Genomic DNA, 22,996 nt, shown 5'->3' on the forward strand with positions numbered 1-22,996 from the left:
GTTCGTATTCAACGGGGTGCGTGTTACAAACATTCCCTACGCTAAGGAAATTTTTCGAGAACCTAATTACTGTCGGGTAAGAAGTCTGAAGGAGACTGAACGGGACCAGTTGTGTTCGCAGCGTGACCGCCGGGACAATGGAGGTGATGAACGACGACCACGCGGCGCTCGGCGCCCGCATCGACCGCACGAACGAGCTGCTCCAGCGCATGCTCGCCGAGGTGGCGAAGACGCCCTCGACCCATGCGATCTTCGTCGACGCCGGATACCTGTACGCGGCCGCGGGGCGGCTCGTCGCCGGGACCGAGGACCGCCGCGCCTTCGACCTGGACGCCGAAGGCCTCATCGACGCGCTCATCGACAGGGCCCGCACCATCTTCGCCGACAGCAGGCTGCTGCGCGTCTACTGGTACGACGGCGCACGCCGCCGTATCCACACCGCGGAACAGCAGTCGATCGCCGAACTCCCGGACGTGAAGGTCCGGTTGGGCAACCTCAACGCCAACAACCAGCAAAAGGGCGTCGATTCCCTCATCCGCTCCGACCTGGAGTCCCTCGCCCGGCACCGCGCCATCAGCGACGCCGCGCTGCTCGGCGGCGACGAGGACCTGGTGTCGGCGGTCGAGGCGGCGCAGGGGTACGGGGCGCGGGTCCATCTCTGGGGCATCGAGGCGCCCGAGGGCCGCAACCAGGCCGAGCCGCTGCTGTGGGAGGTCGACAGCCAGCGCACGTTCGACCTCGAATTCTTCAAGCCCTACGTGTCCCGGCGCACCTCCGCGACCTACGACCCGACGGCGGCGAGCCGGCCCACCCGCGAGGACGTGCGGTTCGTGGGCGCCCAGATCGCCGCGAAGTGGCTGGCCGCGCGGGGTCGCGAGGCGCTGGTGGAACTGCTGCCCGGCCACCCCTACCTGCCCGGCTCCGTCGACCAGGATCTGCTGGTCGAGGCCGAGGGGCTTCTGCAGTACTCCCTGCGGGGCCAGGCGGACCTGCGCCGCGCGCTCCGGGACGGCTTCTGGGAGCACCTGCAGGCGCAGTACTAGCTTCTACCGGTCCCTTCTACCGGTCCGCCCCGGATCACTCCTGCGTCTGATCCCAGAACTTGGCGAGGGCGAGGGCCGTCTGCTCGGGCTGGTCCGTGTTCGGGGAGTGCTCGGCTCCTCGTACGACCGTGCGCCGGGCCGTGAGACGTACGGCCATGTCGTCCAGGAGCGGCACCGGCCAGGTGTCGTCGAACGCGCCGGACAGCACATGCTTGGGCAGGCGTACGGCGGCCAGCTCGGCGACGCGGTCGGGCTCCGTGCACAGCTGACGCCCGGTCGCGATCAGCTGGGCCGGCCGGGTGAGCAGCCAGCGGCGCCGCAGGTCCTCGCGGTCGTCCAGCCCACCGTCGAGATCGGCGGTGTCGATCTCCTCCGGCGGTTCCATCGCCTGGATGGCGTCCCACACCTGGGCCATGTCCATCACGGCGAGGGCGTCCCGGAGCAGTTTGACGCGCTGTTGCTGGGAGGTGGAGATCTGGGCGGGGCCCGAGGCGATGAGGGTGAGTGAGGCGAAGGGGGCCGGGTCGAGGAGGACGGCGGCGCGGGCGACCAGTCCGCCGAGGGAGTGGCCGACGAGGTGCACGGGGGTGCCGACGGCTGCCGCCTGGGCGAGCACGTCCCTCGCCAACTCGGCCTGCGCGTACGCCGATTCGTCGTGCTCGGGACCGTCGCTCTCGTACTGCCCGCGGCCGTCCACGGCGACGGTACGGTACCCGCGCGCCGCGAGCGGCTCGTGCAGCGCGATGAAGTCTTCCTTGCTGCCGGTGAATCCCGGCAGCAGCAGCGCGGTTCCCTTCAGCTGCGCCTGCGGCGCGGCGTCGAGCGCGGCGAACTCGCCGCGGGCGGTGCGGAGACGGTAGGCGCGGACACCGGCGGGCGGCGCGAAGAAAGGGGGCCTGCTCATGCCCCGAGGCTATCGGGCGGGTCCACGCCCCGGATCCCCGCCCGCCCGAAGTCGTCCGGCCGACGTCCGGTGCCCCAGGGGCGCGGGGAACTGCGCGCCAAGCCCGCACCGGCCCGCAGGCGACAAACCCGCCCGGGGGTCTGGGGGCGGAGCCTCCAGGTAGGGATGGGACGGGTAGGGGCGGCGGGGGCGAGAACACCGATGGCCCGGCCCCACTGCACGTGGGACCGGGCCATCGGGCTGAGGATCAGCTCTCCGCGGGCTCCGCGGCAGCAGCCGCCTTGCGCGTACGCCGACGCGGTGCTGCCGCCTCCGGCGCCGCCTCCGCGGCGACCGCGGGCTCCACGACCTTGCGGGTGCGCCGACGCGGCTTGGCCTCCGGCTCGTCAACGGCGGCCGACTGAGCGGGAATCGCCGCCTCGACGGTCTCCGCGACGGCCTTGCGGGTCCGGCGACGGACGGGCTTGGCCGCGGCTTCGGCACTGTCCACGGCCGCTTCGGCGGGCGCCTCGGCCGTGGCCTTGGCCCGCGTACGCCGCGGCTTGGTGGCGGCGGCCTCCGGCGCGGCCTCGACCGCGTCCACGACGGCCACTGCCGCCTTGCGCGTACGCCGCGGCTTGGTGACCGGCGCCTCGGCGACACCCTCCGCCGTGTCGACCGCGACCTCCGCGGGCTCCGCGGCCTTGCGGGTACGACGACGAGCCGGCTTGGCCTCCGGGGCCTCGACGACCGCGGCGGTCTGCGCCGGAATCTCGGCCTCGACGGGCGCGACGGCCTCCGCTACGGCCTTGCGAGTGCGGCGACGGACGGGCTTGGCCGCTACCGCTTCCGCGCTGTCCACGGCCGCTTCGGCGGGCGCCTCGGCCGTGGCCTTGGCCCGCGTACGCCGCGGCTTGGTGACGGGGGCCTCCGGCGCGGCCTCGACCACGCCCTCGGCCGTGTCGACGACGGCCTCGGCGGCCTTGCGCGTACGGCGACGAACCGGCTTGGCCGGAGCCTCCGCGACGACCTCGGCGACGGCTTCCACGACCGGCGCGGATTCCGCGACGACGGCCACGGTCTCGACCGGGGCGGGAGCGGCCTCCGCCGTCTTGCGGGTGCGACGGCGACGCGGCTTCGCGACCGCGTCCTCCGGCGTGGCCTCGACCACGCCCTCGGCCGTGGCGACCGCGGTCTCCGCGGCCTGCGGGGCCTCGCTCACCGACGGCTCGGAGACCGTGGCGGCAGCCGCCACCGTCTCCGCCGTACCCCCGACGCGCGTACGGCGACGGCGGCGCGGGGTGCGGGGCTCGGTGGCCTCCGCGGCGGCGGGCTCGGTGGTCGTCTCCGGAGTCGGCGTCGTGGACGTCTCCTCCAGCCCGGCACCGTTGCGCGTACGGCGACGGCGGCGGGGCGTGCGCGCCGGGCGCTCGCGCTCCACGGGCGCCGGCGCCGACGAACGGCCACCGCGGCCGCGCGGACCGCCACGCCCGCCGGTCTCGCCGAGGTCCTCGACCTCTTCGGCCGCGAGGCCGGCGCGGGTGCGCTCGGAACGCGGCAGGACACCCTTGGTGCCGGCCGGGATGTTCAGTTCCTCGAAGAGGTGCGGGGACGTGGAGTACGTCTCCGGCGGGTTGCCGAAGCCGAGGTCCAGCGCCTTGTTGATGAGCTGCCAGCGCGGGATGTCGTCCCAGTCGACGAGGGTGATCGCGATGCCCTTGGCGCCCGCGCGGCCCGTACGGCCGATGCGGTGCAGGTACGTCTTCTCGTCCTCGGGGGACTGGTAGTTGATGACGTGGGTGACACCCTCGACGTCGATGCCGCGGGCGGCGACGTCGGTGCAGACGAGGACGTCGACCTTGCCGTTGCGGAACGCGCGCAGTGCCTGCTCGCGGGCGCCCTGGCCGAGGTCGCCGTGGACCGCTCCGGAGGCGAAGCCGCGCTGCTGGAGCTGGTCGGCGAGGTCCGCCGCCGTCCGCTTGGTGCGGCAGAACACCATCGCGAGCCCGCGGCCGTCGGCCTGCAGTATGCGTGCGACCAGCTCGGGCTTGTCCATGTTGTGCGCGCGGTAGATGAACTGCGCGGTGTTGCGGACCGTCGCGCCCTCGTCGTCCGGCGCCGTGGCGCGGATGTGCGTGGGCTGCGACATGTAGCGGCGCGCGAGACCGATGACCGCACCCGGCATGGTCGCCGAGAACAGCATGGTCTGACGGCGGGCCGGCAGCATGTTCATGATCTTCTCGACGTCGGGCAGGAAGCCCAGGTCGAGCATCTCGTCGGCCTCGTCGAGGACGAGCGCCTTGATGTGCTTGAGGTTGAGCTTCTTCTGGCCCGCGAGGTCCAGCAGTCGGCCGGGGGTGCCGACGATGACGTCGACGCCCTTCTTGAGGGCCTCGACCTGCGGCTCGTACGCCCGGCCGCCGTAGATGGCGAGAACGCGTACGTTGCGGACCTTGCCGGCGGTCAGGAGGTCGTTGGTCACCTGGGTGCACAGCTCGCGCGTCGGGACGACGACGAGGGCCTGCGGGGCGTCGGTGAGCTGCTCGGGCTGGGCCCGGCCCGCCTCGACGTCCGCGGGGACGGTGACACGCTCGAGGAGCGGAAGGCCGAAGCCCAGCGTCTTGCCGGTGCCGGTCTTGGCCTGGCCGATGACGTCGGAGCCCGAAAGGGCTACGGGGAGCGTCATCTCCTGGATGGGGAAGGGGGTGATGATGCCGACGGCTTCAAGGGCTTCGGCCGTCTCGGGAAGGATTCCGAGCTCTCGGAAAGTCGTAGTCAGGGTGCTGCCTCTTCTGTGTACGCGGTGCGAGGCGAGCGCGGGGGTCGTGTCGGGGACCGTGCCGGGGACGTCGGCCGCTCTTGACGGGCGGGCCGAGTGGCATGGGACCACTGCCGACGCTCGAGCTCTCGTACCGCTGAGGGTTCCCTCCGGATGTCGTACGCAATGTGCCGTACGGACGAGGAGGGCTGTCGGGTCGGAGCCGATCGGGCCACCGACCGGGCATCCTCATTCGTGCGGCCCGTCGAATACTCGCCGGGCGCATTACCACCATACCCCGGAATCGCGCATATGCGATGGCCGATTTGGTCACGTAGTCGTCGTCACACTGATTGACCAGGGACTTCCCTGTTGCGTCGAGCGGGCTATTGTGCGCTTCATGACGACGCCTGACAACGCCGCTGACCCGTCCGCCGAGGCCACCGCCAAGAGCACCCCCGTGGCCACCGGAGTCGCCGCGCAGAACTGGGACACGGCCGCCGCCGACCCCCAGTACCGCGCCGCGGTCGTGGACCTGCTCGGAGCGCTCGCGTACGGCGAGTTGGCGGCGTTCGAGCGGCTCGCGGAGGACGCCAAGCTGGCCCCGACGCTCAGTGACAAGGCCGAGCTGGCGAAGATGGCGTCGGCCGAGTTCCACCACTTCGAGCGGCTGCGGGACCGGCTCGCCGCGGTCGGCGCGGAGCCGACCGAGGCGATGGAACCGTTCGTCGCCGCGCTCGACGGCTTCCACCGGCAGACGGCTCCCTCGGACTGGCTGGAGGGCCTCGTCAAGGCCTTCGTCGGTGACTCGATCGCCAGCGACTTCTACCGTGAGGTCGCCGCGCGCCTCGACGCCGACACGCGCGGGCTCGTGCTCAGCGTCCTCGACGACACCGGGCACGCGAGCTTCGCCGTCGAGAAGGTGCGCGCCGCCATCGACGCGGACCCGCGCGTGGGCGGCCGGCTGGCGCTGTGGGCACGGCGACTGATGGGCGAGGCGCTGTCGCAGTCGCAGCGGGTCGTCGCGGACCGTGACGCGCTGTCGACGATGCTCGTGGGCGGTGTGGCGGACGGGTTCGACCTCGCGGAGGTCGGCCGGATGTTCTCGCGGATCACCGAGGCCCACACCAAGCGGATGGCGGCACTGGGCCTGGCGGCCTAGACCCGGTTCCCTCGGCTCCCTCGGTCTCCGTGGTTCCCTCGGATTCCTCGGGGCTTGTCCGCCTCAGGAGTTTCGCCGTCGCCCGCTTCGGTCACGCCGTCGCCGAGCGGCGGCGAAATCTTTCCGCGGGGCGCAGCAGGAGCGACAGCAGCGCGGCGGAGACGATCACGGCGCCGACGAGGATGACCAGGAAGTGGCCGGAGCCCAGCGCCGTGTGCGTCAGGAAGGCCCCGAACAGGCCTCCGGCGACACCGGTCGACAGGACCAGGCCGCGGCTCGGCAGGCGGTGCGGCAGTCGGTACGCCGCCCCCCATGCCAGCGCGAGACCGAGCATCGCGGCGCCGAGCGCTTCCAAGAACATGGTGGGGGTCCCTCCCGCACGGCCGGTGCAAATCGGTCGTAGCCGGTGTACCCCCGAGGTGCGGAACGCAATCCTCCCCTGTGGATGTTCTGTGCTCCATCCGTGGTGGTGAGACCACGGGTACGGGCCCGACACGACACGCGCGGAGGATCCGGTTACGTGCATGCGAGAGGATCCGGCTCCGTGCATGCGAAGGGGCCCGGCGACAGTGTCACCGGGCCCCTTCCGCTCGCCTGAACTACAGCGCGCTGAATCCCACCTTGCGCTGCGTGGGCTCGCCGAGCTCCACGTACGCGAGGCGGTCGGCCGGAACCAGGACCTTGCGGCCGTGGTCGTCCACGAGGCTCAGCAGCTGCGACTTGCCGGCCAGCGCCTCGGACACCGCGCGCTCGACCTCTTCCGGGGTCTGACCGCTCTCCAGAACGATCTCGCGGGGCGCGTGCTGCACGCCGATCTTGACCTCCACGGCTTTGTCCCTCCGACGGTCAGTCATGTGCGCGTCTCTCCGCGCCGTACGCTGCACACATTAGCCCGGTGAGGGGACGTGCACGTTCCGGCCGGGAACGCCAAGAGCGAACAGTGGACGGGAACAAAGAGACGGTCAGGGTGGTCGGGCGGAGTCGTCGGGCGTGAGTCAGTGGTGATCGGTGCCGTGCAGCGGGAAACCCGCGATACCCCGCCAGGCCAGTGACGTCAGCAGCTGCACCGCCTGGTCACGCGGGACGCTGCGGTCGCTGTGCAGCCAGGAGCGGGCCACCACCTGCGCGAGGCCTCCCAAGCCCGAGGCGAGGAGCATCGACTCGGCGCGCGAGAGACCGGTGTCCTCCGCGATGACCTCGCAGATCGCCTCCGCGCACTCGTGCGTGACCTTGTCGACGCGCTCGCGGACCGCGGGCTCGTTCGTCAGGTCGGACTCGAAGACGAGCCGGAAGGCGCCGCCGTCGTCCTCGACGTACGCGAAGTAGGCGTCCATCGTGGCGCGGACGCGCAGCGAGTTGTCCGTGGTGGACGCGAGCGCCGTCCGTACCGCATGGAGCAGGGACTCGCAGTGCTGGTCCAGCAGCGCGAGGTACAGGTCGAGCTTGCCCGGGAAGTGCTGGTAGAGAACCGGCTTGCTGACGCCCGCGCGCTCGGCGATGTCGTCCATGGCGGCCGAGTGATACCCCTGCGCAACGAATACTTCCTGGGCGGCGCCGAGGAGCTGGTTGCGTCGGGCACGGCGCGGCAGGCGAGTGCCCCGCGGGCGTGCCGCCTCTGTCTGCTCGATGGCTGTCACGCCGCCTCCCAAAATTGTCCACATGCGGTGTGCGCCGCGCCGCCATCGTACTTTTCGGTAACCCCACTGTGCGCGGTGCGAGCGCAGAATTTCACGGACCGGACGCGTGCGATAACGACACAGACAGTGACGAACGGGGTGAGAAGGGCATGACGCCTCACCGGATACCGCTGGTCGGCGGGGTCCGGTCACATGGGGTCATCCCCTGTAGTCGTCCTCGTTGAGCCGGACGACCCTGGCCTGCTCGGCGAGGTCGGCCTCATTGGCGTTGAGGGGGTCACCGGGGGGTTCCGGGTCGATGTCGTCCACCGGATCCAGTTCGCTGAGCTGCTCGGCGAGGTCCGCCTCCGGGGCTTCCGGGTCAAGGATCTCCCGGAACCGGTCGTTGAAGGTCTCGGGGTCTGTCGGGTCGACTGTCATGATTCCTCTTCCCGAGCGGTGCGAGTGCGCTCCTGATGTACGGATCCCTGGGTACGGATCCTGGTGTACGTACGAGTGCCCTCGATCGAAGCCTAGGAGACACCCGATCGAGGCGCTAGACGATCCGCGCACGATCTGTGACAGCGAACACATGAACCACTGCGTGATCGTCTCGTAACATTGCCGCATGTCTTCGACCGAGCTGCCCGCCGCGCTGGCCACCACCGTCACGCCGAGGGTCGGGACCGTCCGGGTCGCGGAGGGGGAGCGCCTGCGATCGGTCGGTCTGCCCGGGATCACCTTGACCGTGCGTTCGAGACCGCCCGCGCGCGAGGGACTGCCGCCCGCCCTGTACGTCCATGGGCTGGGCGGTTCCTCGCAGAACTGGTCGGCGCTGATGCTGCTGCTCGACGGGCTCGTGGACAGCGAGGCGCTCGATCTGCCCGGCTTCGGGGACTCGCCGCCGCCCGACGACGGCAACTACTCGGTGACCGGGCACGCGCGCGCGGTCATCCGTTATCTCGACGCGGCCGAGCGCGGCCCCGTGCACCTCTTCGGGAACTCGCTCGGCGGAGCGGTCGCGACGCGTGTCGCCGCCGTACGGCCCGACCTGGTCGAGACGCTCACCCTGATCTCGCCCGCGCTCCCGGAGATCCGCGCGCAGCGCACCGCGTGGCCGACGGCGCTGCTCTCGGTGCCGGGTGTGGCGCGGCTGTTCACCCGGCTCACCAAGGACTGGAATGCCGAGCAGCGCGTCCGCGGGGTCATGGCGCTCTGTTACGGCGATCCCGGCATGGTGACGCCCGAGGGGTTCCGCGACGCGGTCGAGGAGATGGAGCGGCGGCTCGCGCTGCCCTACTTCTGGGACGCCATGGCGCGTTCGTCGCGCGGCCTCGTGAACGCGTACACGCTGGGCGGCCAGCACGGGCTGTGGCGCCAGGCCGAGCGGGTGCTCGCGCCGACGCTGCTCGTCTACGGCGGCCGTGACCAGCTCGTCGCCTACCGCATGGCCCGGCGCGCGGCGCGCGCCTTCCGCGACTCCCGGCTGCTGTCGCTGCCGGACGCGGGGCATGTCGCGATGATGGAGTACCCGGAGACGGTGGCCTCGGCGTTCCGCGAACTCCTCGCGGAAACAGGCGAGTTGACCTCCCCGGCCGGCACGGACGCGGGGAGCTGAGGCGGGGCGTGGGACGTCACAGTCGCCGGGGGCGGCCAGGTAAGAGCGACACGGGGGAGATGCCGAGGGTTCCGGCACCCGGTGCCGCACCGGGCACGGCTCAAGGGGTGGCGCCGGTTACGGGACCCGCGGCGACCTCGCCGCAGGGGGCCACGCGCGGCCCCCTGGGCCCACAACCACCGGGACCCCGACGCCCCGCGCCGACCGGCACTCCGCTGCCCGGAACTCCCCGCCCCCAGGACGGCACGCCGGCGCATGGTGTGCCGCGTTATCCGGACGGGACTCCGGCGCACGGTTTCCCGCGTCTTCCCGACGGCACGCCGGCGCACGGCTTCCCGCGGATGGCGAACGGGACTCCGGCGCAGGGTGTTCCGCGTCTCCAGGACGGGACCCCCGTGCATGGCGTGCCGCGCTATCCGGACGGGACCCCGGCCCACGGTGTTCCGCGTTATCCGGACGGGACTCCCGCCCACGGTGTTCCGCGGTTCGTCGAGGGGACGCCCGCGCACGGTATCCCCCGTATGGCCGGCGGTACGCCCGCCCGTGAGGTGCCCCGGTCGCCGGACGGCACCCCCGCGCGTGGTGTGCCCCAGGCGCGTGCGGGACACCCCGAGCAGCGTGAACCCGGCGGTGGCTGGGGCGCGTTCAGGGGTGGCCCGCGGACGGCGGGGGCCATGGACGGCGGGCCGCAGGCCATGCCGCAGGGGGCGCCGCACGGCATGCCCCAGGGGGCGCCCGGACCGCGGATCCCCCGGCAGCGGCAGGAGGCCGACGCCGGGCTCGGGCCCGGCCCGGGACTCCGGCAGGCCTACGTCGACGCCTTCGACGAGAGCGAGAGCGAGAGTAAGAGCGAGAGCGGGGGCAGGGCCGGGACCGAGGGGCCGGGGGCCGAGGAGGGGGAGAAGGGCAAGGGCGTCAAGGGGAAGGCGTTCACCGGAATCGCCGCGGCCGCCGTCACCACCGTGCTCGCCGTGGTGGTGGCCGGGCAGGTGGCCGCCGGGCGGCACGACGCCACCGCTCAGACGCAGTCCGCCGCCGGTGGCGGACTGGACGCCCGCGCGTCCGCCTCGCCCGGAGGCACCGGGTCGACCCCGTCCGTGACGCCGAGCGCGACACCGCTGACGTACGACCAGAAGATGGGTGTGAGGTACCCGCTCAGCGCCACCCTCAAGGCCTCGGGGAAGTTCGACGCCGTCCCCGGGTTCGACAAGGCGCCTGGAAAGGGACAGAAGTACACATACCGGGTGGACGTGGAGAAGGGCCTCGGCCTCGACGCCGCCCTCTTCGCGCAGGCCGTCCAGAAGACGCTGAACGACAAACGGAGTTGGGCCCACAACGGCGCCCGTACCTTCGAGCGGATCTCCTCAGGCAAGCCCGACTTCGTGATCACGCTGGCCAGCCCCGGCACCACCGCCGAGTGGTGCGCCAAGTCCGGGCTGGACACGACCGAGGACAACGTGTCGTGCGACTCGGCCTCCACCGAGCGCGTGATGATCAACGCGTACCGCTGGGCGCAGGGCTCCAAGACCTACGGTGACGCGATTCACCCCTACCGGCAGATGCTCATCAATCACGAGGTCGGCCACCGCCTCGGATACGGCCATGTCACCTGCGACAAGGACGGCGAGCTCGCGCCCGTCATGCAGCAGCAGACCAAGTTCCTCGACCATGACGGAATCCACTGCCGGGCCAACCCCTGGCCCTATCCGGGGAGTTGACGGAGGGTTCCTGGGGGGCCACTGGGGCCACGTTGACATGCTCTGAAAGTTCGTTCATATTTCTGCGCATGTGGTCTAGTCATGCCGTCCGTCGCGCCGCCATCGAGCTGGCGCTGATTGGCGTGACCGCGCTCTGCGTCGCAGACATCCACTGTCGCTGACGCCCGCCCTTGGCGTGTGCGTCGTGCTTCCGCTTCCGTCGTGACCCTGGGTGACCGTATTGGTCCCTGGTTTTCCGACTTCGCGACCTTTTTGACGACCTGACGCCGGGGCAGACGTCCGTTCACTTCCGTCTCACTCCTCGTCAATCTGTCTCATCATTCGAGAGGTCGTCTTCCGATGCGTCAACCGTCCGTCATAGCCCGCCGCGTGGCCGCGGCATCCGTCACCCTGGTCGTGGCAGCGGGCGCGGCCGCCTGCGGGCCGAAGGACAACGATGCCAAGGGCGCCGGTGGCGACTCCAAGCCGCAGAAGGGAGGCACGCTCACCGTCCTCAACGCCAACCCGCAGGAGGACTTCGACCCGGCGCGCCTCTACACCTCCGGCGGCGGCAACGTCCCCTCCCTCGTCTTCCGTACGCTGACCACGCGCAACCGCGAGAGCGGGGCCGCCGGCGCCAAGGTCGTCCCCGACCTCGCCACCGACACCGGCCGCCCGAGCGAGAACGCGACCGTGTGGACGTACACCCTGAAGAAGGGCCTCAAGTACGAGGACGGTACGCCGATCACCTCCGCCGACATCAAGTACGGCATCGAGCGTTCCTTCGCGGCCGAGCTCTCCGGCGGCGCGCCCTACCTGCGGGACTGGCTGATCGGTGGCGCCGACTACCAGGGGCCTTACAAGGACAAGAAGGGCCTCGCCTCGATCGAGACCCCGGACGATCTGACCATCGTCTTCCACCTGAACAAGCCCGAGGGCGAGTTCCCCTACCTCGCCACGCAGACCCAGTTCACGCCGGTCCCGAAGGCCAAGGACAAGGGCACGAAGTACGAGGAGCACCCGATCTCCTCCGGCCCGTACAAGGTCGTCAAGAACGAGAACGACGGCGAGCGGCTCACCCTGGAGCGCAACACCTACTGGTCCGCGGCGACCGACGCCGAGCGCAAGGCCTACCCGGACAAGATCGACGTACGGTCGGGTCTGGACTCCTCCGTGATCAACCAGCGGCTGTCCGCGTCGCAGGCCGCGGATGCCGCCGCCGTCACCACGGACACCAACCTCGGTCCGGCCGAGCTGGCCAAGGTGACGGGCGACAAGGCGCTGGCGGCGCGCGTCGGCACCGGGCACTTCGGCTACACCAACTACATCGCCTTCAACCCGAAGGTGAAGCCGTTCGACGACCCGAAGGTGCGGCAGGCGATCGCGTACGCCGTCGACCGTTCGTCGGTGATCAACGCGGCGGGCGGTTCGTCGCTGGCCGAGGCCGCGACCACGTACCTGCCGAACCAGAAGTCCTTCGGCTACACGCCCTACGACCACTTCCCGGCGGGCGCGTCCGGCAACCCGGCCAAGGCCAAGGAACTGCTGAAGGAGGCCGGTCACCCGAACGGGATCACCGTCACCCTCACGCACTCCAACGACAAGGACTTCGAGACCAGCCCGGAGATCGCGACCGCCCTCCAGGACGCCCTGAAGAAGGCCGGTATCACGGTCAAGCTCCAGGGCCTGGAGGTCAACGACTACAAGGACAAGATCCACAGCGTCAAGAGCGAGCCGGGCTTCTTCCTCGCCCACTGGGGTGCCGACTGGCCCTCCGGCGGTCCCTTCCTGGCCCCGATCTTCGACGGCCGCCAGATCGTCAAGGACGGCGCGAACTTCAACACCGGCTTCCTCGACGACAAGTCCGTCAATGGTGAGATCGACGCGATCAACAAGTTGACGAATCTCGACGAGGCCGCCCAGCGCTGGGGCGCACTGGACAAGAAGATCGGCGAGCAGGCCCTGACCGTGCCGCTGTTCCACCCCGTCTACAAGCGTCTGTACGGCAGCGCGGTCAAGAACATCGTGATCAGCGACTGGACCGGCGTGCTGGACATCTCCCAGGTCGCGGTGAAGTAGCGCCGTGAGCGAGGCAATCGTCGCCTCTCAGGCCCCCGGGACGGACCTCGCGTCCGTCCCGGGGGCCTCGGGGGCCCGTCAGTTCTGGCGGCGGCTGCGCACGCAGCGCGCCGCCCTCGTCGCGGCGGGCGTCGTCGCGCTGCTCGTCCTGCTCGCGCTCGCCGCGCCGCTGCTGACCGCGATCGAGGGCCAGGACCCGACCACCTACCACCCGTCCCTCATCGACTCGGCGCGCGGCGGTGTGCCCGTGGGTTCGTTCGGCGGCGTCAGCGGCGACCACTGGCTCGGCGTCGAACCGCAGACAGGCCGTGACCTCTTCGCCCGGCTCGTGTACGGCGCCCGGGTCTCGCTGGGAGTCGCGCTGGGGGCCACCGTCGTACAGGTCCTCGTCGGTGTCGTGGTGGGCGTCGCGGCCGCACTCGGCAACCGATGGATCGATCAACTGTTGAGCCGGATCACCGACATCTTCGTCGCGATGCCGTTGATGATCATGTCGCTGGCCCTGCTGGCGATCGTGCCCAGCAGCTTCCCGCGGCCCTTGCTGGTCGCGTTCGTCATCGGACTGATCGCCTGGGGCAACACCGCGAAGATCGTGCGCGCCCAGACCCTCACCCTCAAGGGGCTGGACTACGTCTCCGCCGCGCGGCTCAGCGGCTGGAACACCTGGCGCATCGCGCGCCGCGAACTCCTGCCCGGACTGGCCGCCCCCGTCATCACCTATGCCGCGCTCCTCGTGCCGATGAACATCTCCGCCGAGGCCGCGCTGTCCTTCCTCGGCGTGGGAGTGAAGCCCCCGACGCCGTCCTGGGGGCAGATGCTCACGGCCGCCAACGTCTGGTACCAGGCGGCTCCGCAGTACCTGCTGCTGCCCGCCGGGGCGCTCTTGGTGACCGTGCTGGCCCTGACCGTCCTCGGCGACGGCGTCCGCACGGCCCTGGACCCGCGCGCGGCCTCGCGCCTGCGCGTCGGCACGGGCCGCAAGCGAGAGGCCAAGGCGGACGCGGACTCCAAGAAGGCCACGGCGGACGCGGACTCCAAGAAGGCCACGGCGGACGCGAGCGCCAAGATGGCCGCGACGGAAGCGGACTCCAAGAAGGCCACGGCCGACGCGAGCGCCAAGAAGGAGGCCGAGGCATGAGCGGCTTCGGAGGATTCGTCCTGCGCCGCGCCGTCGGCACCGTGATCACCTTGCTCGCCATCTCGGTGATCGTCTACGTCGTCTTCTACGCCACCCCCGGCAACGTCGCCCAGATCACCTGCGGCCCGCGCTGCTCTCCGGAACAAGTGCACCAGGTCGCCCAGCAGCTGAGGCTCGACGACCCGCTGTACGTGCGCTACTGGCACTTCCTGCAGGGCATCCTCGTCGGCCAGGACTTCTCCACCGGCACCTCGGTGGAGCACTGCTCGGCGCCCTGCCTCGGCCTGTCGTACCAGGGCGACACCCAGGTCACCCAGCTGATCCTGGCGAAGCTGCCGGTCAGCCTGTCCCTCGTGTTCGGCGCGATGGTGCTGTGGCTGATCCTCGGCGTCGGCACCGGCATCCTCTCCGCGTGGCGGCGCGGCCGGCTCACCGAGCGCGTACTGACCGGCATCACCCTCGCGGGCGTCGCCACGCCGGTCTTCGTGATCGGCCTGGTGCTCATGATCGTCGTCTGCGGCCAGTTGCAACTGCTGCCCTTCCCGCAGTACGTCGGCCTCACCGACGACCCCGAACAGTGGGCCTGGAACCTGCTGCTGCCCTGGCTCTCCCTCGCTCTCATCGAGGCCGCCGCGTTCGCCCGGCTGACCAGGGCCGCGATGCTGGAGACCCTCGCCGAGGACCACATCCGGACCTTCCGTGCGTACGGCGTCGGCGAGCGGTCGATCATCGGGCGGCACGCGCTGCGCGGGGCGTTCGCGCCGATCATCGCGCTGAACGCCAACAACGTCGGCTCGGCGGTCGGCGGCGCGGTGCTCACCGAGACGCTCTTCGGGCTGCCCGGCATCGGACAGGAGCTGGTGCACGCGGTGAACGTCGTCGACCTCCCGGTGGTCGTCGGCATGGTCCTGGTCATCGGCTTCTTCGTGGTCATCGCCAACGCCGTCGCGGACGTGCTGTACGCGGTGGCCGACCGACGGGTGGTGCTCGTATGAGCTTGGTGGAAGTCACCGACCTGACGGTCGGGTTCGGATCGCTGCGCGCCGTCGACGGCCTGTCCTTCCGGCTGGAGAAGGGTGCCGCGCTGGGTCTGGTCGGCGAGTCCGGCTCGGGCAAGTCCACGGTCGCCTCGGCCCTTCTGGGGCTGCATCGCGGCACGGGAGCCGACGTCGGCGGCTCGGTGCGCGTGGCCGGCATCGACGTACAGGAGGCGCCCGACGCCGAACTGCGGCGGCTGCGCGGCGGGAAGGCCGCCATGGTCTTCCAGGACCCCCTGTCGTCCCTCGACCCGTACTACGCGGTCGGCGACCAGATCGCCGAGGTGTACCGGGTGCATGTGAAGGCCTCCCGGCGTGCCGCACGCGCGCGTGCCGTCGAGGTGCTCGACCGCGTCGGCATCCCGGACGCCGCGCGCCGGGCGCGCTCCCGCCCGCACGAGTTCAGCGGCGGTATGCGCCAGCGCGCGCTGATCGCGATGGCGTTGGCCTGCGAACCCGACCTGCTGATCGCCGACGAGCCGACCACGGCCCTCGACGTGACCGTCCAGGCGCAGATCCTCGACCTGCTGCACACCCTGCGCGAGGAGACCGGAATGGGCCTGCTCCTCGTCACGCACGACGTGGGCGTCGCCGCCGAGAGCGTCGACGAGATCCTGGTCATGCGGCACGGCCGGGCCGTCGAGCACGGCCTCGTCGGCGCCGTCCTGGGGGCGCCCGCGCAGGCGTACACCCAGGAACTCCTCGGCGCGGTGCCCCGTGTGGACGCGCCGCGCACCGCCTCCGCCGTGACGGAGGAGGTCGTTCTCGAGGCGAGCGGCCTGCGACGCGAATTCGGACGCGGGAAGAAGGCGTTCGTGGCCGTCGACGACGTGTCGCTGACGATCCACCGGGGCGAGACCCTCGGGATCGTGGGCGAGAGCGGCAGCGGCAAGACCACCCTGGGACGGATGCTCGTGGGGCTGCTGGAGCCCACGGCGGGGGAGATCAAGCCCGGCGGAGGCGTGCGACCGGACGTCCAGATGGTCTTCCAGGACCCCGTCTCCTCCCTCAACCCGCGCCGCAGCGTGGGTGAGTCGATCGCCGATCCCCTGCGCGCGCAGGGGGAACGGGACGAGGGGCGCATTCGGGGGCGCGTACGGGAACTGTTGGAGCGCGTGGGGCTCGAAGCAGCGCACTACGACCGCTACCCGCACGAGTTCAGCGGCGGACAGCGCCAGCGCGTCGGCATCGCCCGGGCGCTCGCCGCCGACCCACGCGTCATCGTCTGCGACGAACCGGTCTCCGCGCTCGACGTCACCACCCAGGCCCAGGTGGTCGCCCTGCTCGCCGAACTGCAGCGGGAACTCGGGCTCGCGCTCGTGTTCGTGGCGCACGACCTCGCGGTCGTCCGCCAGGTCAGCGACCGGGTCGCGGTGATGCGACGCGGCCGGATCGTCGAGTACGGGCCCGCCGACGAGGTGTACGAGTCGCCGCGCGACCCGTACACCAAGCAGCTGCTGGCCGCCGTACCGGCGCTGGATCCGGAGGTCGCGGCGCAGCGACGGACGGCCCGGAGGCAGCTGACGGCGGTGTGATGCAACGTGACTGGTTGATCTCGTAGCGCGACGGAACGCGACCCGCACGGGAAAGTTACGACCGTTCACCCCTTTTGGTGGCGCGATGGACAACCGTCCGTCGCGCCACCGCCATGTGCGCATACGTTCTTCCCGCTGCGAGCCGCCGGGTCAACGGCGGCTCCCCATAGGGAGATCGGGGGTGCACTGGTGCGCATCGGACTGCTTACGGAGGGTGGCTATCCGTATGTGAGCGGTGACGCCAGACTCTGGTGCGACCGGCTCGTGCGCGGGCTCGGGCAGCACGAGTTCGACATCTACGCGCTCAGTCGCAGCGAGCGGCAGGAAGACGAGGGCTGGGTCCAGCTGCCGCCGCAGGTCAGCAGGGTGCGGACGGCTCCGCTGTGGATGGCCGAGGACGACGGCGTGGTACACGGGCGACGGGCGCGCCGGCGGTTCGCCGAGTGCTTCGGGGAGTTGGCGGCGGCGGTGTGCGCCGCGCCCGCGGTCCTCGACGGCTCGGAGGTCTCAGGCGGACCGACGGCGTCGGAGGCCTCTCGCGGAGTGGTGGCGGACCGTTTCGGCAGTGCGCTGTACGGGCTCGCGGAACTGGCCCGCGACGAGGGCGGGCTGGTCGGGGCGCTGCGCTCCGAGGGGGCCGTGCGCGCCCTGGAGCGCGCCTGCCGTGCGCCCGGCGCACTGCGCGCCGCGCGTACCGCGCGCGTACCCGACCTGCTGTCCGTCGCCGCTCACATCGAGCGCGCCCTGCGCCCCCTCTCGCTGGACTGGTACGAGGACGACGGGCTCGGCTCGGTCGACCTCTGCCACGCGGCGGCCGGCGGCGAGGCCGCCCTGCCCGGCCTGCTCGCCCTGCACTTCGCCGGGGTGCCCCTGCTGGTCACGGAGTACGGCGTGCAGCTGCGGGCGCACTACCTCGCCTCCGCCGCCGCCGAGGAGTCCCCCGCGGTACGGGCGCTGCTCGCGGCCTTCCACGGCGCGCTGGCCGCCGAGGTCTACCACCGGGCCGCGCTCATCACACCCGGCAACACCCACGCGCGCCGCTGGCAGGAGCGCTGCGGCGCCGACCGCGCCAAACTGCGCACCGTCCACCCCGGCATGGAGGCAGCCCGCTTCGCGGAGGTGGGCGAGCGGCCCGACGGCTCCGGAGGCGCGGACCCGGACACCCTGGTCTGGGTCGGCCGCATCGAACCGGCCAAGGACCTGATCTCACTGCTGCACTCCTTCGCCGAGGTCCGCAAGGAGGCACCGAAGACCCGGCTGCGGATCGTCGGCGCGCCCGCCGAAGGCCCGGAGGGCGCGCTGTACCTCGGCCACTGCAAGGCGCTGGCCGCCCAGCTCTTCCCCGACGAGGCGGAGGGCGTCCACGCGGTCGGCGACAACCCGGTGTCCTTCGAGGAGATCGGCGGCCCGGAGGTCCCGAGCCTCGCGGCGGCGTACGCGTCCGGCGCCGTGGTCGTCCTCTCCAGCGTCGTCGAAGGCTTCCCGATCAGCCTGGTCGAGGCCATGTTCTGCGGCCGCGCCACCGTGTCCACGGACGTCGGCGCGGTCGTCGAAGTCATCGGCGGTACGGGGCTGGTGGTGCCGCCACGCAATCCGCGGGCGCTCGCCGAGGCGTGCGTGGCACTGCTGCGCGACCCCGAACGGCGTGCGCGCCTGGGCGCGGCGGCCCGCGCGCGAGCCCTCGAACTCTTCACGGTCGAGCAGAACATCACGGCATTTCACGGCATTTACCTGGAGATCGTCTCGCGCTCCCCGGTCCGGCGGCTCGTCGTGGACGACACGGGGGATCCCCTGCCGTTCGGCGTGCCGGCCGAGGCCCACGTACCCGGCCGCTGGACCGAGGCCCGCCTCATGGTCACGGGACGCCCGCGCTGGGCGGCGGGGGCACCGGTGCGCGCCACAGCTCCGCTGCCCGCGGGAGAGGGCGCGTGATGAGCGAACTCGTACGGGACGGCTCGGGTGGTGCGCGCGGCGACGCCGGGGGTGATCCGGGGAACGACTCGGGGAACGACTCGGGGAGCGACCCGGGGGGCGACTCGGGGGGCGCGCGCACACCCGCAGGCGGTGGTCGCCGCGGTGCCGTGGACCCGGTGAAGGCGCTGATGCACCGGCATCGTGAACTCTGCGAGCGTGCCGTCGACCCTCTGGAGATCGCGGCGGGCCTGGAGGCGCACGGCGTGACCGACCGCACCGCCGCACGGTTCCGGCACCGGGACGTGTTCTCGCTCGCCGAGGAGATGTACGCGCGCGTGGCCCGCGACCCGGATCCGGCGCCGCCGCCCGTGGCCCCCGAACACTCCGGCGCGCGCGCCGACTGGGCCGTGCTCTCCCTGCTGCCGGGCGCGCTGTGCGCGGCGACCGTGGCCGGGCTGCGGCTCACCGAAGGGCAGCCGCGCCTCGCGGTCGCCGCCGGCGGCACCCTCGCGGTGACGCTCGGTGTGCGCGCCGCGCTGCGCCGAGGCCCCCTCAGCACCACGCACCGCACGACGAGCGGCACTCTTGCCTGGACCTGCTGGCTGATCGTGTACGCCCTGTTCGGCGACGGACTGCTGAGCGTCGGCATCGAAGGCGGCCCCGACGGCCCCTGGCCCCCGGCCACCGCACCCGTACTGGCCCTCGCCCTGGCGTGCGCCCCCGCGGCCTGGTGCGCCCACCTCTTCACCGCGGGCGCCCGCCGCAAACTGACCGTGAGCCGAGGCCTGGAGGAGTTCGCCGTCTCCGTGCGGCCCCTGCTCCTGGGAGCGTTCGCCCTGTTCCTCTGCGCCCTGGGCGCGTTGCTCGCACTGAGCCGGGAGGCGCCGAGCGAGCCTGGTGCCTACAACGGGCCCGGCGCGTACGCCGGAGCGGGCGCCCTCGGCGCGCTGCTCCTGCTCGCGCGCCTGCTCACGACGCGCGGCTTCACGCACGCCCCGGCCGTCGTCCTCGGCGCCGCGGGCGCGGCCGAAGTGACCGCCCTCACCACGGTCTTCGCGGCCCGCCTGCCCGGCTGCTCGTTCGTCGCCGTTCCCGTCGAGACCGTCGCCGACGCCTGGGGTCCGGGTGCCGTCCCAACCCTGGTGTGCGGTGCGGCGGCGCTCGTCCTCCTGATCCACGCGACCCGCACCCTGACCCGGGCCTCGGCCCACGCCACACCGGGCGGGACGCCATGAACCGCGACCGGCGCCCGAGGGTCCAGCCCTCGTGCCGGGCGCACCCTCCCGCGGGGCCGACACCGCGGGCGCTCCGTCCGACCCACGGCACCACCCCGAAGGAGAACGCCAGATGATCACCTCCCGAACCGGAGAATCCGCCCCGGGAGCCGCCCGATGAGGGTCCTGCTGATCGGAGCCAACGGATACCTCGGCCGTTTCGTCGCCGACAGACTGCTCGCCGATCCGGCCGTGCAGCTCACCGCGCTCGGCCGGGGCGACGACGCCGACGTACGGTTCGACCTCGCCTCGGGCAGCCCCGGCGCCCTCACCCGCTTCCTGGACGCGGTGCACCCCGGGGTCGTCATCAACTGCGCGGGCGCCACCCGCGGCGGAGCCCGCGAACTGACCCGGCACAACACCGTCGCCGTCGCCACCGTCTGCGAGGCCCTGCGCCGCAGCGGCTGCGGCGCCCGCCTGGTGCAGATCGGCTGCGGCGCCGAGTACGGGCCCAGTCAGCCCGGCTCCTCCACGGCCGAGGACGCCGTACCGCGCCCCGGCGGCCCGTACGGCGTCAGCAAGCTCGCCGCCACCGAACTGGTCCTCGGCTCCGGCCTCGACGCCGTCGTCCTGCGCGTCTTCTCGCCCGCGGGCCCCGGCACCCCCGCCGGATCCCCGCTCGGCCGCCTCGCCGAGGCCCTGCGCCGCGCCATGCAGTCCGGCGACGGCGAACTCAAACTCGGCGGACTCGGCGTCCAGCGCGACTTCATCGACGTCCGCGATGTCGCCCGCGCCGTGCACGCCGCCTCGCTCTCCGCCGCGCAGGGCGTCATCAACATCGGCTCGGGCCGCGCCGTCCGCCTGCGCGACGCCGCCGCCGTCCTCGCCCGTGTGGCCGGCTACGGAGGCACGCTGCACGAACTCGACGGCCCACCCGGGCCCATGAGGTCGTCCATCGGCCACCCCCGCACCGAAGCGGATCACGGGGCGCCGGTCGCGTACCCCTACCCGGACGGCTGTGGCAGCTGGCAGCAGGCCGATGTGCGCACCGCACGCGACCGGCTCGGCTGGCGGCCCCGGATCAACCTCGAGGAATCCCTCGCCGATATCTGGATGGAGGCGGCATGTCGTATCTGACCAGCGCCGCGACGGACATCGCGAGCACGGACTTAAGGGTCGGCCTCGGCGTCCCCGGCTATGCGCACCCCCTCGTCGCTCCGGCCGAGTGGGGCGAACTCACCCGCCCCGGCACCCCCGTGCACTGGGCCGTCCTGAACGTGGCCAACGGTCCCGGCACCCGCCCCGACCCGCACTGTCTGGAGGCCGCCGGCCGACTCCGGAACGCGGGCGTGCGCGTCCTTGGACACCTGGACGTGACGTACGGCGCACGCGCCTTCGCCGAGGTGATCTCCGACGCACACCGGTATCTCGACTGGTACCGGGTCGGTGGCTTCCTCCTGCACCGCTGCCCCACCGAGCGCGCCGCGCTCCCCGAGGTCCGGCGGGCGGCCACCACGCTCCGTACGCTCCTCGACGACGCGCACCTCGTCTTCGGCCACGGCACCCAGCCCTACCCCGGCTATGTCGAAAGTGCCGACCAACTGGTGACCTTCTCCGGCACCTGGAGCGACTACCGCTGGTCGCAGGTGGCCGAGTGGACCGCCGACTATCCGCCCGAGCGCTTCTGCCACTTCGTGCACGGGGTACCGCGCGGTCATCTCGACGAAGCGCTGCGCATCGCCCGCTGGCAGGGCGCCGCCACGATCTACTTCACCGACCGCACGGATCACGGTGGACGGGCCGACCCCTGGGAGACGATGCCCGGCTACTGGGACGAGATCGTCTCGCGGATCGGAACGGGTGTCTCGGAATGAAGAAGGGCGTGGCAGTGTTACGGGGAGAACAACTGTAGTGATTGACCGACCAACGGAGTCCCCGTGTCGCTGCCACCCCTGGTTGAGCCAGCTGCTGAGCTCACCGTAGACGAGGTCCGCAGGTACTCCCGCCACCTGATCATCCCCGACGTGGGCATGGACGGGCAGAAGCGGCTGAAGAACGCCAAGGTGCTGTGTGTGGGCGCCGGCGGCCTCGGATCGCCGGCGCTGATGTACCTGGCCGCCGCGGGCGTGGGCACGCTCGGCATCGTGGAGTTCGACGAGGTCGACGAGTCGAACCTGCAGCGCCAGATCATCCACAGTCAGGCAGACATCGGCCGCTCCAAGGCCGCGTCGGCCCGTGACTCCGTGCTGGGCATCAACCCGTACGTGAACGTGGTCCTTCACGAAGAGCGGCTCGAGGCCGAGAACGTGATGGACATCTTCAGCCAGTACGACCTGATCGTCGACGGCACGGACAACTTCGCGACCCGCTACCTGGTCAACGACGCGTGCGTCCTGCTCAACAAGCCGTACGTGTGGGGCTCGATCTACCGCTTCGACGGCCAGGCCTCCGTCTTCTGGTCCGAGCACGGTCCCTGCTACCGCTGCCTCTACCCGGAGCCCCCGCCGCCGGGCATGGTCCCCTCCTGCGCCGAGGGCGGCGTGCTGGGCGTGCTGTGCGCGTCCATCGGCTCCATCCAGGTCAACGAGGCGATCAAGCTTCTCGCGGGCATCGGTGAGCCGCTCGTCGGCCGCCTGATGATCTACGACGCCCTCGAGATGCAGTACCGCCAGGTCAAGGTCCGCAAGGACCCGGACTGCGCGGTCTGCGGCGAGAACCCGACCGTCACCGAGCTCATCGACTACGAGGCCTTCTGCGGTGTCGTGTCCGAGGAGGCCCAGGAGGCGGCGGCCGGCTCGACGATCACTCCCAAGCAGCTCAAGGAGTGGATCGACGACGGCGAGAACATCGAGATCATCGATGTCCGCGAGATCAACGAGTACGAGATCGTCTCGATCCCCGGCGCCAAGCTGATCCCGAAGAACGAGTTCCTCATGGGCACCGCCCTGGAGACTCTTCCGCAGGACAAGAAGATCGTCCTGCACTGCAAGACGGGCGTCCGCAGCGCGGAGGTGCTCGCCGTGCTGAAGTCCGCGGGCTTCTCGGACGCGGTGCACGTCGGCGGCGGTGTGATCGGCTGGGTCAACCAGATCGAGCCGGAGAAGCCGGTCTACTAGGCGCCGGTGTACCAGGCGAACGGCTTTTCGGGAGGGGCTCGGCACCGTGCGTGCCGGGCCCCTTTCCGTTGGCCGGTCGCTCGCGGGCCGGGGGGTGGCCGACCGGGCGTCCGTGCGTCGGGTCTTCACCGGCCGGGTGCTCGCCGGCCGGGTGCTTGTCGACTGTGTGCTCGCCGGTCGAGTGCT

At 71.6% G+C, this 22,996-nt stretch carries 20 protein-coding genes; 14 read left to right on the top strand and 6 right to left on the bottom strand.

The annotated features are described in order from the left end of the window. Positions 1–137 precede the first annotated feature (137 nt). Entirely contained in the window at positions 138–1,043 is a 906-nt protein-coding gene (locus AQJ27_RS16325; RefSeq protein ID WP_179436824.1) for an NYN domain-containing protein, read from the top strand. Between the two features lie 34 nt (positions 1,044–1,077). On the opposite strand, the gene AQJ27_RS16330 is transcribed toward AQJ27_RS16325, so the two are convergent. Together AQJ27_RS16330 and AQJ27_RS16335 are read right to left on the bottom strand one after the other, a co-directional pair. Further along, on the bottom strand, positions 1,078–1,947 hold the full coding sequence (locus AQJ27_RS16330; RefSeq protein ID WP_067368529.1) for an alpha/beta fold hydrolase: 870 nt from the start codon (positions 1,945–1,947) through the stop codon (positions 1,078–1,080). 247 nt (positions 1,948–2,194) lie between these two features. After that, positions 2,195–4,612, bottom strand: a complete 2,418-nt coding sequence (locus AQJ27_RS16335; RefSeq protein WP_067368531.1) for a DEAD/DEAH box helicase — start codon at positions 4,610–4,612, stop codon at positions 2,195–2,197. 472 nt (positions 4,613–5,084) lie between these two features. Here AQJ27_RS16335 and AQJ27_RS16340 point away from each other — a divergent pair, with 472 nt between their 5' ends. Next, positions 5,085–5,846, top strand: a complete 762-nt coding sequence (locus AQJ27_RS16340; RefSeq protein ID WP_067369294.1) for a ferritin-like fold-containing protein — start codon at positions 5,085–5,087, stop codon at positions 5,844–5,846. A 91-nt stretch (positions 5,847–5,937) separates the two neighbouring features. Here the strand turns inward: AQJ27_RS16340 and AQJ27_RS16345 are convergent, their stop codons facing one another. The 4 genes from AQJ27_RS16345 to AQJ27_RS16360 form a co-directional block, all read right to left on the bottom strand. Next, complete coding sequence (locus tag AQJ27_RS16345) at positions 5,938–6,207, bottom strand: hypothetical protein (RefSeq protein WP_067368534.1); 270 nt, start codon at positions 6,205–6,207, stop codon at positions 5,938–5,940. 238 nt (positions 6,208–6,445) lie between these two features. Next, the gene (locus AQJ27_RS16350) at positions 6,446–6,673 is read right to left on the bottom strand and encodes a DUF3107 domain-containing protein (protein WP_028801993.1); all 228 of its coding nucleotides are present in this window, start codon (positions 6,671–6,673) and stop codon (positions 6,446–6,448) included. Positions 6,674–6,841: 168 nt separating this feature from the next. Beyond that, on the bottom strand, positions 6,842–7,483 hold the full coding sequence (locus tag AQJ27_RS16355; protein WP_054228200.1) for a TetR/AcrR family transcriptional regulator: 642 nt from the start codon (positions 7,481–7,483) through the stop codon (positions 6,842–6,844). A 198-nt stretch (positions 7,484–7,681) separates the two neighbouring features. Beyond that, positions 7,682–7,903: a hypothetical protein gene (locus tag AQJ27_RS16360; RefSeq protein WP_067368536.1), complete on the bottom strand. Its 222-nt coding sequence runs from the start codon at positions 7,901–7,903 to the stop codon at positions 7,682–7,684. Positions 7,904–8,090: 187 nt separating this feature from the next. Between AQJ27_RS16360 and AQJ27_RS16365 the strand changes: the two genes are divergently transcribed. From AQJ27_RS16365 to moeZ, 12 genes are all read left to right on the top strand, one after another. Beyond that, complete coding sequence (locus AQJ27_RS16365) at positions 8,091–9,080, top strand: alpha/beta fold hydrolase (RefSeq protein ID WP_067368540.1); 990 nt, start codon at positions 8,091–8,093, stop codon at positions 9,078–9,080. A gap of 8 nt (positions 9,081–9,088) precedes the next feature. Then, positions 9,089–10,798 (top strand): DUF3152 domain-containing protein, encoded by a 1,710-nt coding sequence (locus AQJ27_RS52125; RefSeq protein WP_079065019.1) that lies wholly within the window; start codon positions 9,089–9,091, stop codon positions 10,796–10,798. A 68-nt stretch (positions 10,799–10,866) separates the two neighbouring features. Next, a complete protein-coding gene (locus tag AQJ27_RS60495) occupies positions 10,867–10,959 on the top strand; it encodes an Ms4533A family Cys-rich leader peptide (protein WP_312639156.1) in 93 nt (30 codons plus the stop codon). Positions 10,960–11,137: 178 nt separating this feature from the next. Continuing rightward, entirely contained in the window at positions 11,138–12,856 is a 1,719-nt protein-coding gene (locus tag AQJ27_RS16375) for an ABC transporter substrate-binding protein (RefSeq protein WP_067368546.1), read from the top strand. A 4-nt stretch (positions 12,857–12,860) separates the two neighbouring features. Further along, positions 12,861–13,994 carry an ABC transporter permease gene (locus AQJ27_RS16380; protein WP_067368549.1) on the top strand — a complete coding sequence of 378 codons (1,134 nt, stop codon included), beginning with the start codon at positions 12,861–12,863 and terminating at the stop codon, positions 13,992–13,994. Next, a complete protein-coding gene (locus AQJ27_RS16385; protein WP_067368552.1) occupies positions 13,991–14,989 on the top strand; it encodes an ABC transporter permease in 999 nt (332 codons plus the stop codon). The genes AQJ27_RS16380 and AQJ27_RS16385 overlap by 4 nt, the downstream gene beginning before the upstream one ends. Next, complete coding sequence (locus AQJ27_RS16390) at positions 14,986–16,566, top strand: dipeptide ABC transporter ATP-binding protein (protein WP_067368554.1); 1,581 nt, start codon at positions 14,986–14,988, stop codon at positions 16,564–16,566. The genes AQJ27_RS16385 and AQJ27_RS16390 overlap by 4 nt, the downstream gene beginning before the upstream one ends. Before the next feature lie 189 nt (positions 16,567–16,755). Next, on the top strand, positions 16,756–18,498 hold the full coding sequence (locus tag AQJ27_RS16395) for a DUF3492 domain-containing protein (protein WP_067368557.1): 1,743 nt from the start codon (positions 16,756–16,758) through the stop codon (positions 18,496–18,498). After that, positions 18,498–19,715, top strand: a complete 1,218-nt coding sequence (locus tag AQJ27_RS16400; RefSeq protein WP_235613523.1) for a hypothetical protein — start codon at positions 18,498–18,500, stop codon at positions 19,713–19,715. The genes AQJ27_RS16395 and AQJ27_RS16400 overlap by 1 nt, the downstream gene beginning before the upstream one ends. Before the next feature lie 156 nt (positions 19,716–19,871). Further along, positions 19,872–20,831 (top strand): NAD-dependent epimerase/dehydratase family protein, encoded by a 960-nt coding sequence (locus AQJ27_RS16405; RefSeq protein WP_067368560.1) that lies wholly within the window; start codon positions 19,872–19,874, stop codon positions 20,829–20,831. Continuing rightward, on the top strand, positions 20,819–21,568 hold the full coding sequence (locus tag AQJ27_RS16410; protein WP_067368563.1) for a spherulation-specific family 4 protein: 750 nt from the start codon (positions 20,819–20,821) through the stop codon (positions 21,566–21,568). Before AQJ27_RS16405 ends, AQJ27_RS16410 begins: the two co-directional genes overlap by 13 nt. A gap of 63 nt (positions 21,569–21,631) precedes the next feature. Next, a complete protein-coding gene (gene moeZ / locus AQJ27_RS16415; protein WP_067368566.1) occupies positions 21,632–22,810 on the top strand; it encodes an adenylyltransferase/sulfurtransferase MoeZ in 1,179 nt (392 codons plus the stop codon). The last annotated feature ends 186 nt before the right edge of the window (positions 22,811–22,996 follow it).

The sequence above is a fragment of the Streptomyces olivochromogenes genome, from assembly GCF_001514115.1.
Taxonomy (GTDB): domain Bacteria; phylum Actinomycetota; class Actinomycetes; order Streptomycetales; family Streptomycetaceae; genus Streptomyces; species Streptomyces olivochromogenes.

Excerpts from the sequence above, each read along its gene's own strand:
- AQJ27_RS16360 (WP_067368536.1), bottom strand. The coding sequence starts at position 7,903 with ATGACAGTCGACCCGACAGACCCCGAGACCTTCAACGACCGGTTCCGG.
- AQJ27_RS16405 (WP_067368560.1), top strand. The coding sequence starts at position 19,872 with ATGAGGGTCCTGCTGATCGGAGCCAACGGATACCTCGGCCGTTTCGTC.
- AQJ27_RS16385 (WP_067368552.1), top strand. The coding sequence starts at position 13,991 with ATGAGCGGCTTCGGAGGATTCGTCCTGCGCCGCGCCGTCGGCACCGTG.
- AQJ27_RS16340 (WP_067369294.1), top strand. The coding sequence starts at position 5,085 with ATGACGACGCCTGACAACGCCGCTGACCCGTCCGCCGAGGCCACCGCC.
- AQJ27_RS16345 (WP_067368534.1), bottom strand. The coding sequence starts at position 6,207 with ATGTTCTTGGAAGCGCTCGGCGCCGCGATGCTCGGTCTCGCGCTGGCA.
- AQJ27_RS16410 (WP_067368563.1), top strand. The coding sequence starts at position 20,819 with ATGTCGTATCTGACCAGCGCCGCGACGGACATCGCGAGCACGGACTTA.
- AQJ27_RS16375 (WP_067368546.1), top strand. The coding sequence starts at position 11,138 with ATGCGTCAACCGTCCGTCATAGCCCGCCGCGTGGCCGCGGCATCCGTC.
- AQJ27_RS16330 (WP_067368529.1), bottom strand. The coding sequence starts at position 1,947 with ATGAGCAGGCCCCCTTTCTTCGCGCCGCCCGCCGGTGTCCGCGCCTAC.
- AQJ27_RS60495 (WP_312639156.1), top strand. The coding sequence starts at position 10,867 with ATGTGGTCTAGTCATGCCGTCCGTCGCGCCGCCATCGAGCTGGCGCTG.
- AQJ27_RS16325 (WP_179436824.1), top strand. The coding sequence starts at position 138 with ATGGAGGTGATGAACGACGACCACGCGGCGCTCGGCGCCCGCATCGAC.
- AQJ27_RS16390 (WP_067368554.1), top strand. The coding sequence starts at position 14,986 with ATGAGCTTGGTGGAAGTCACCGACCTGACGGTCGGGTTCGGATCGCTG.
- AQJ27_RS16335 (WP_067368531.1), bottom strand. The coding sequence starts at position 4,612 with ATGACGCTCCCCGTAGCCCTTTCGGGCTCCGACGTCATCGGCCAGGCC.
- AQJ27_RS16365 (WP_067368540.1), top strand. The coding sequence starts at position 8,091 with ATGTCTTCGACCGAGCTGCCCGCCGCGCTGGCCACCACCGTCACGCCG.
- AQJ27_RS16400 (WP_235613523.1), top strand. The coding sequence starts at position 18,498 with ATGAGCGAACTCGTACGGGACGGCTCGGGTGGTGCGCGCGGCGACGCC.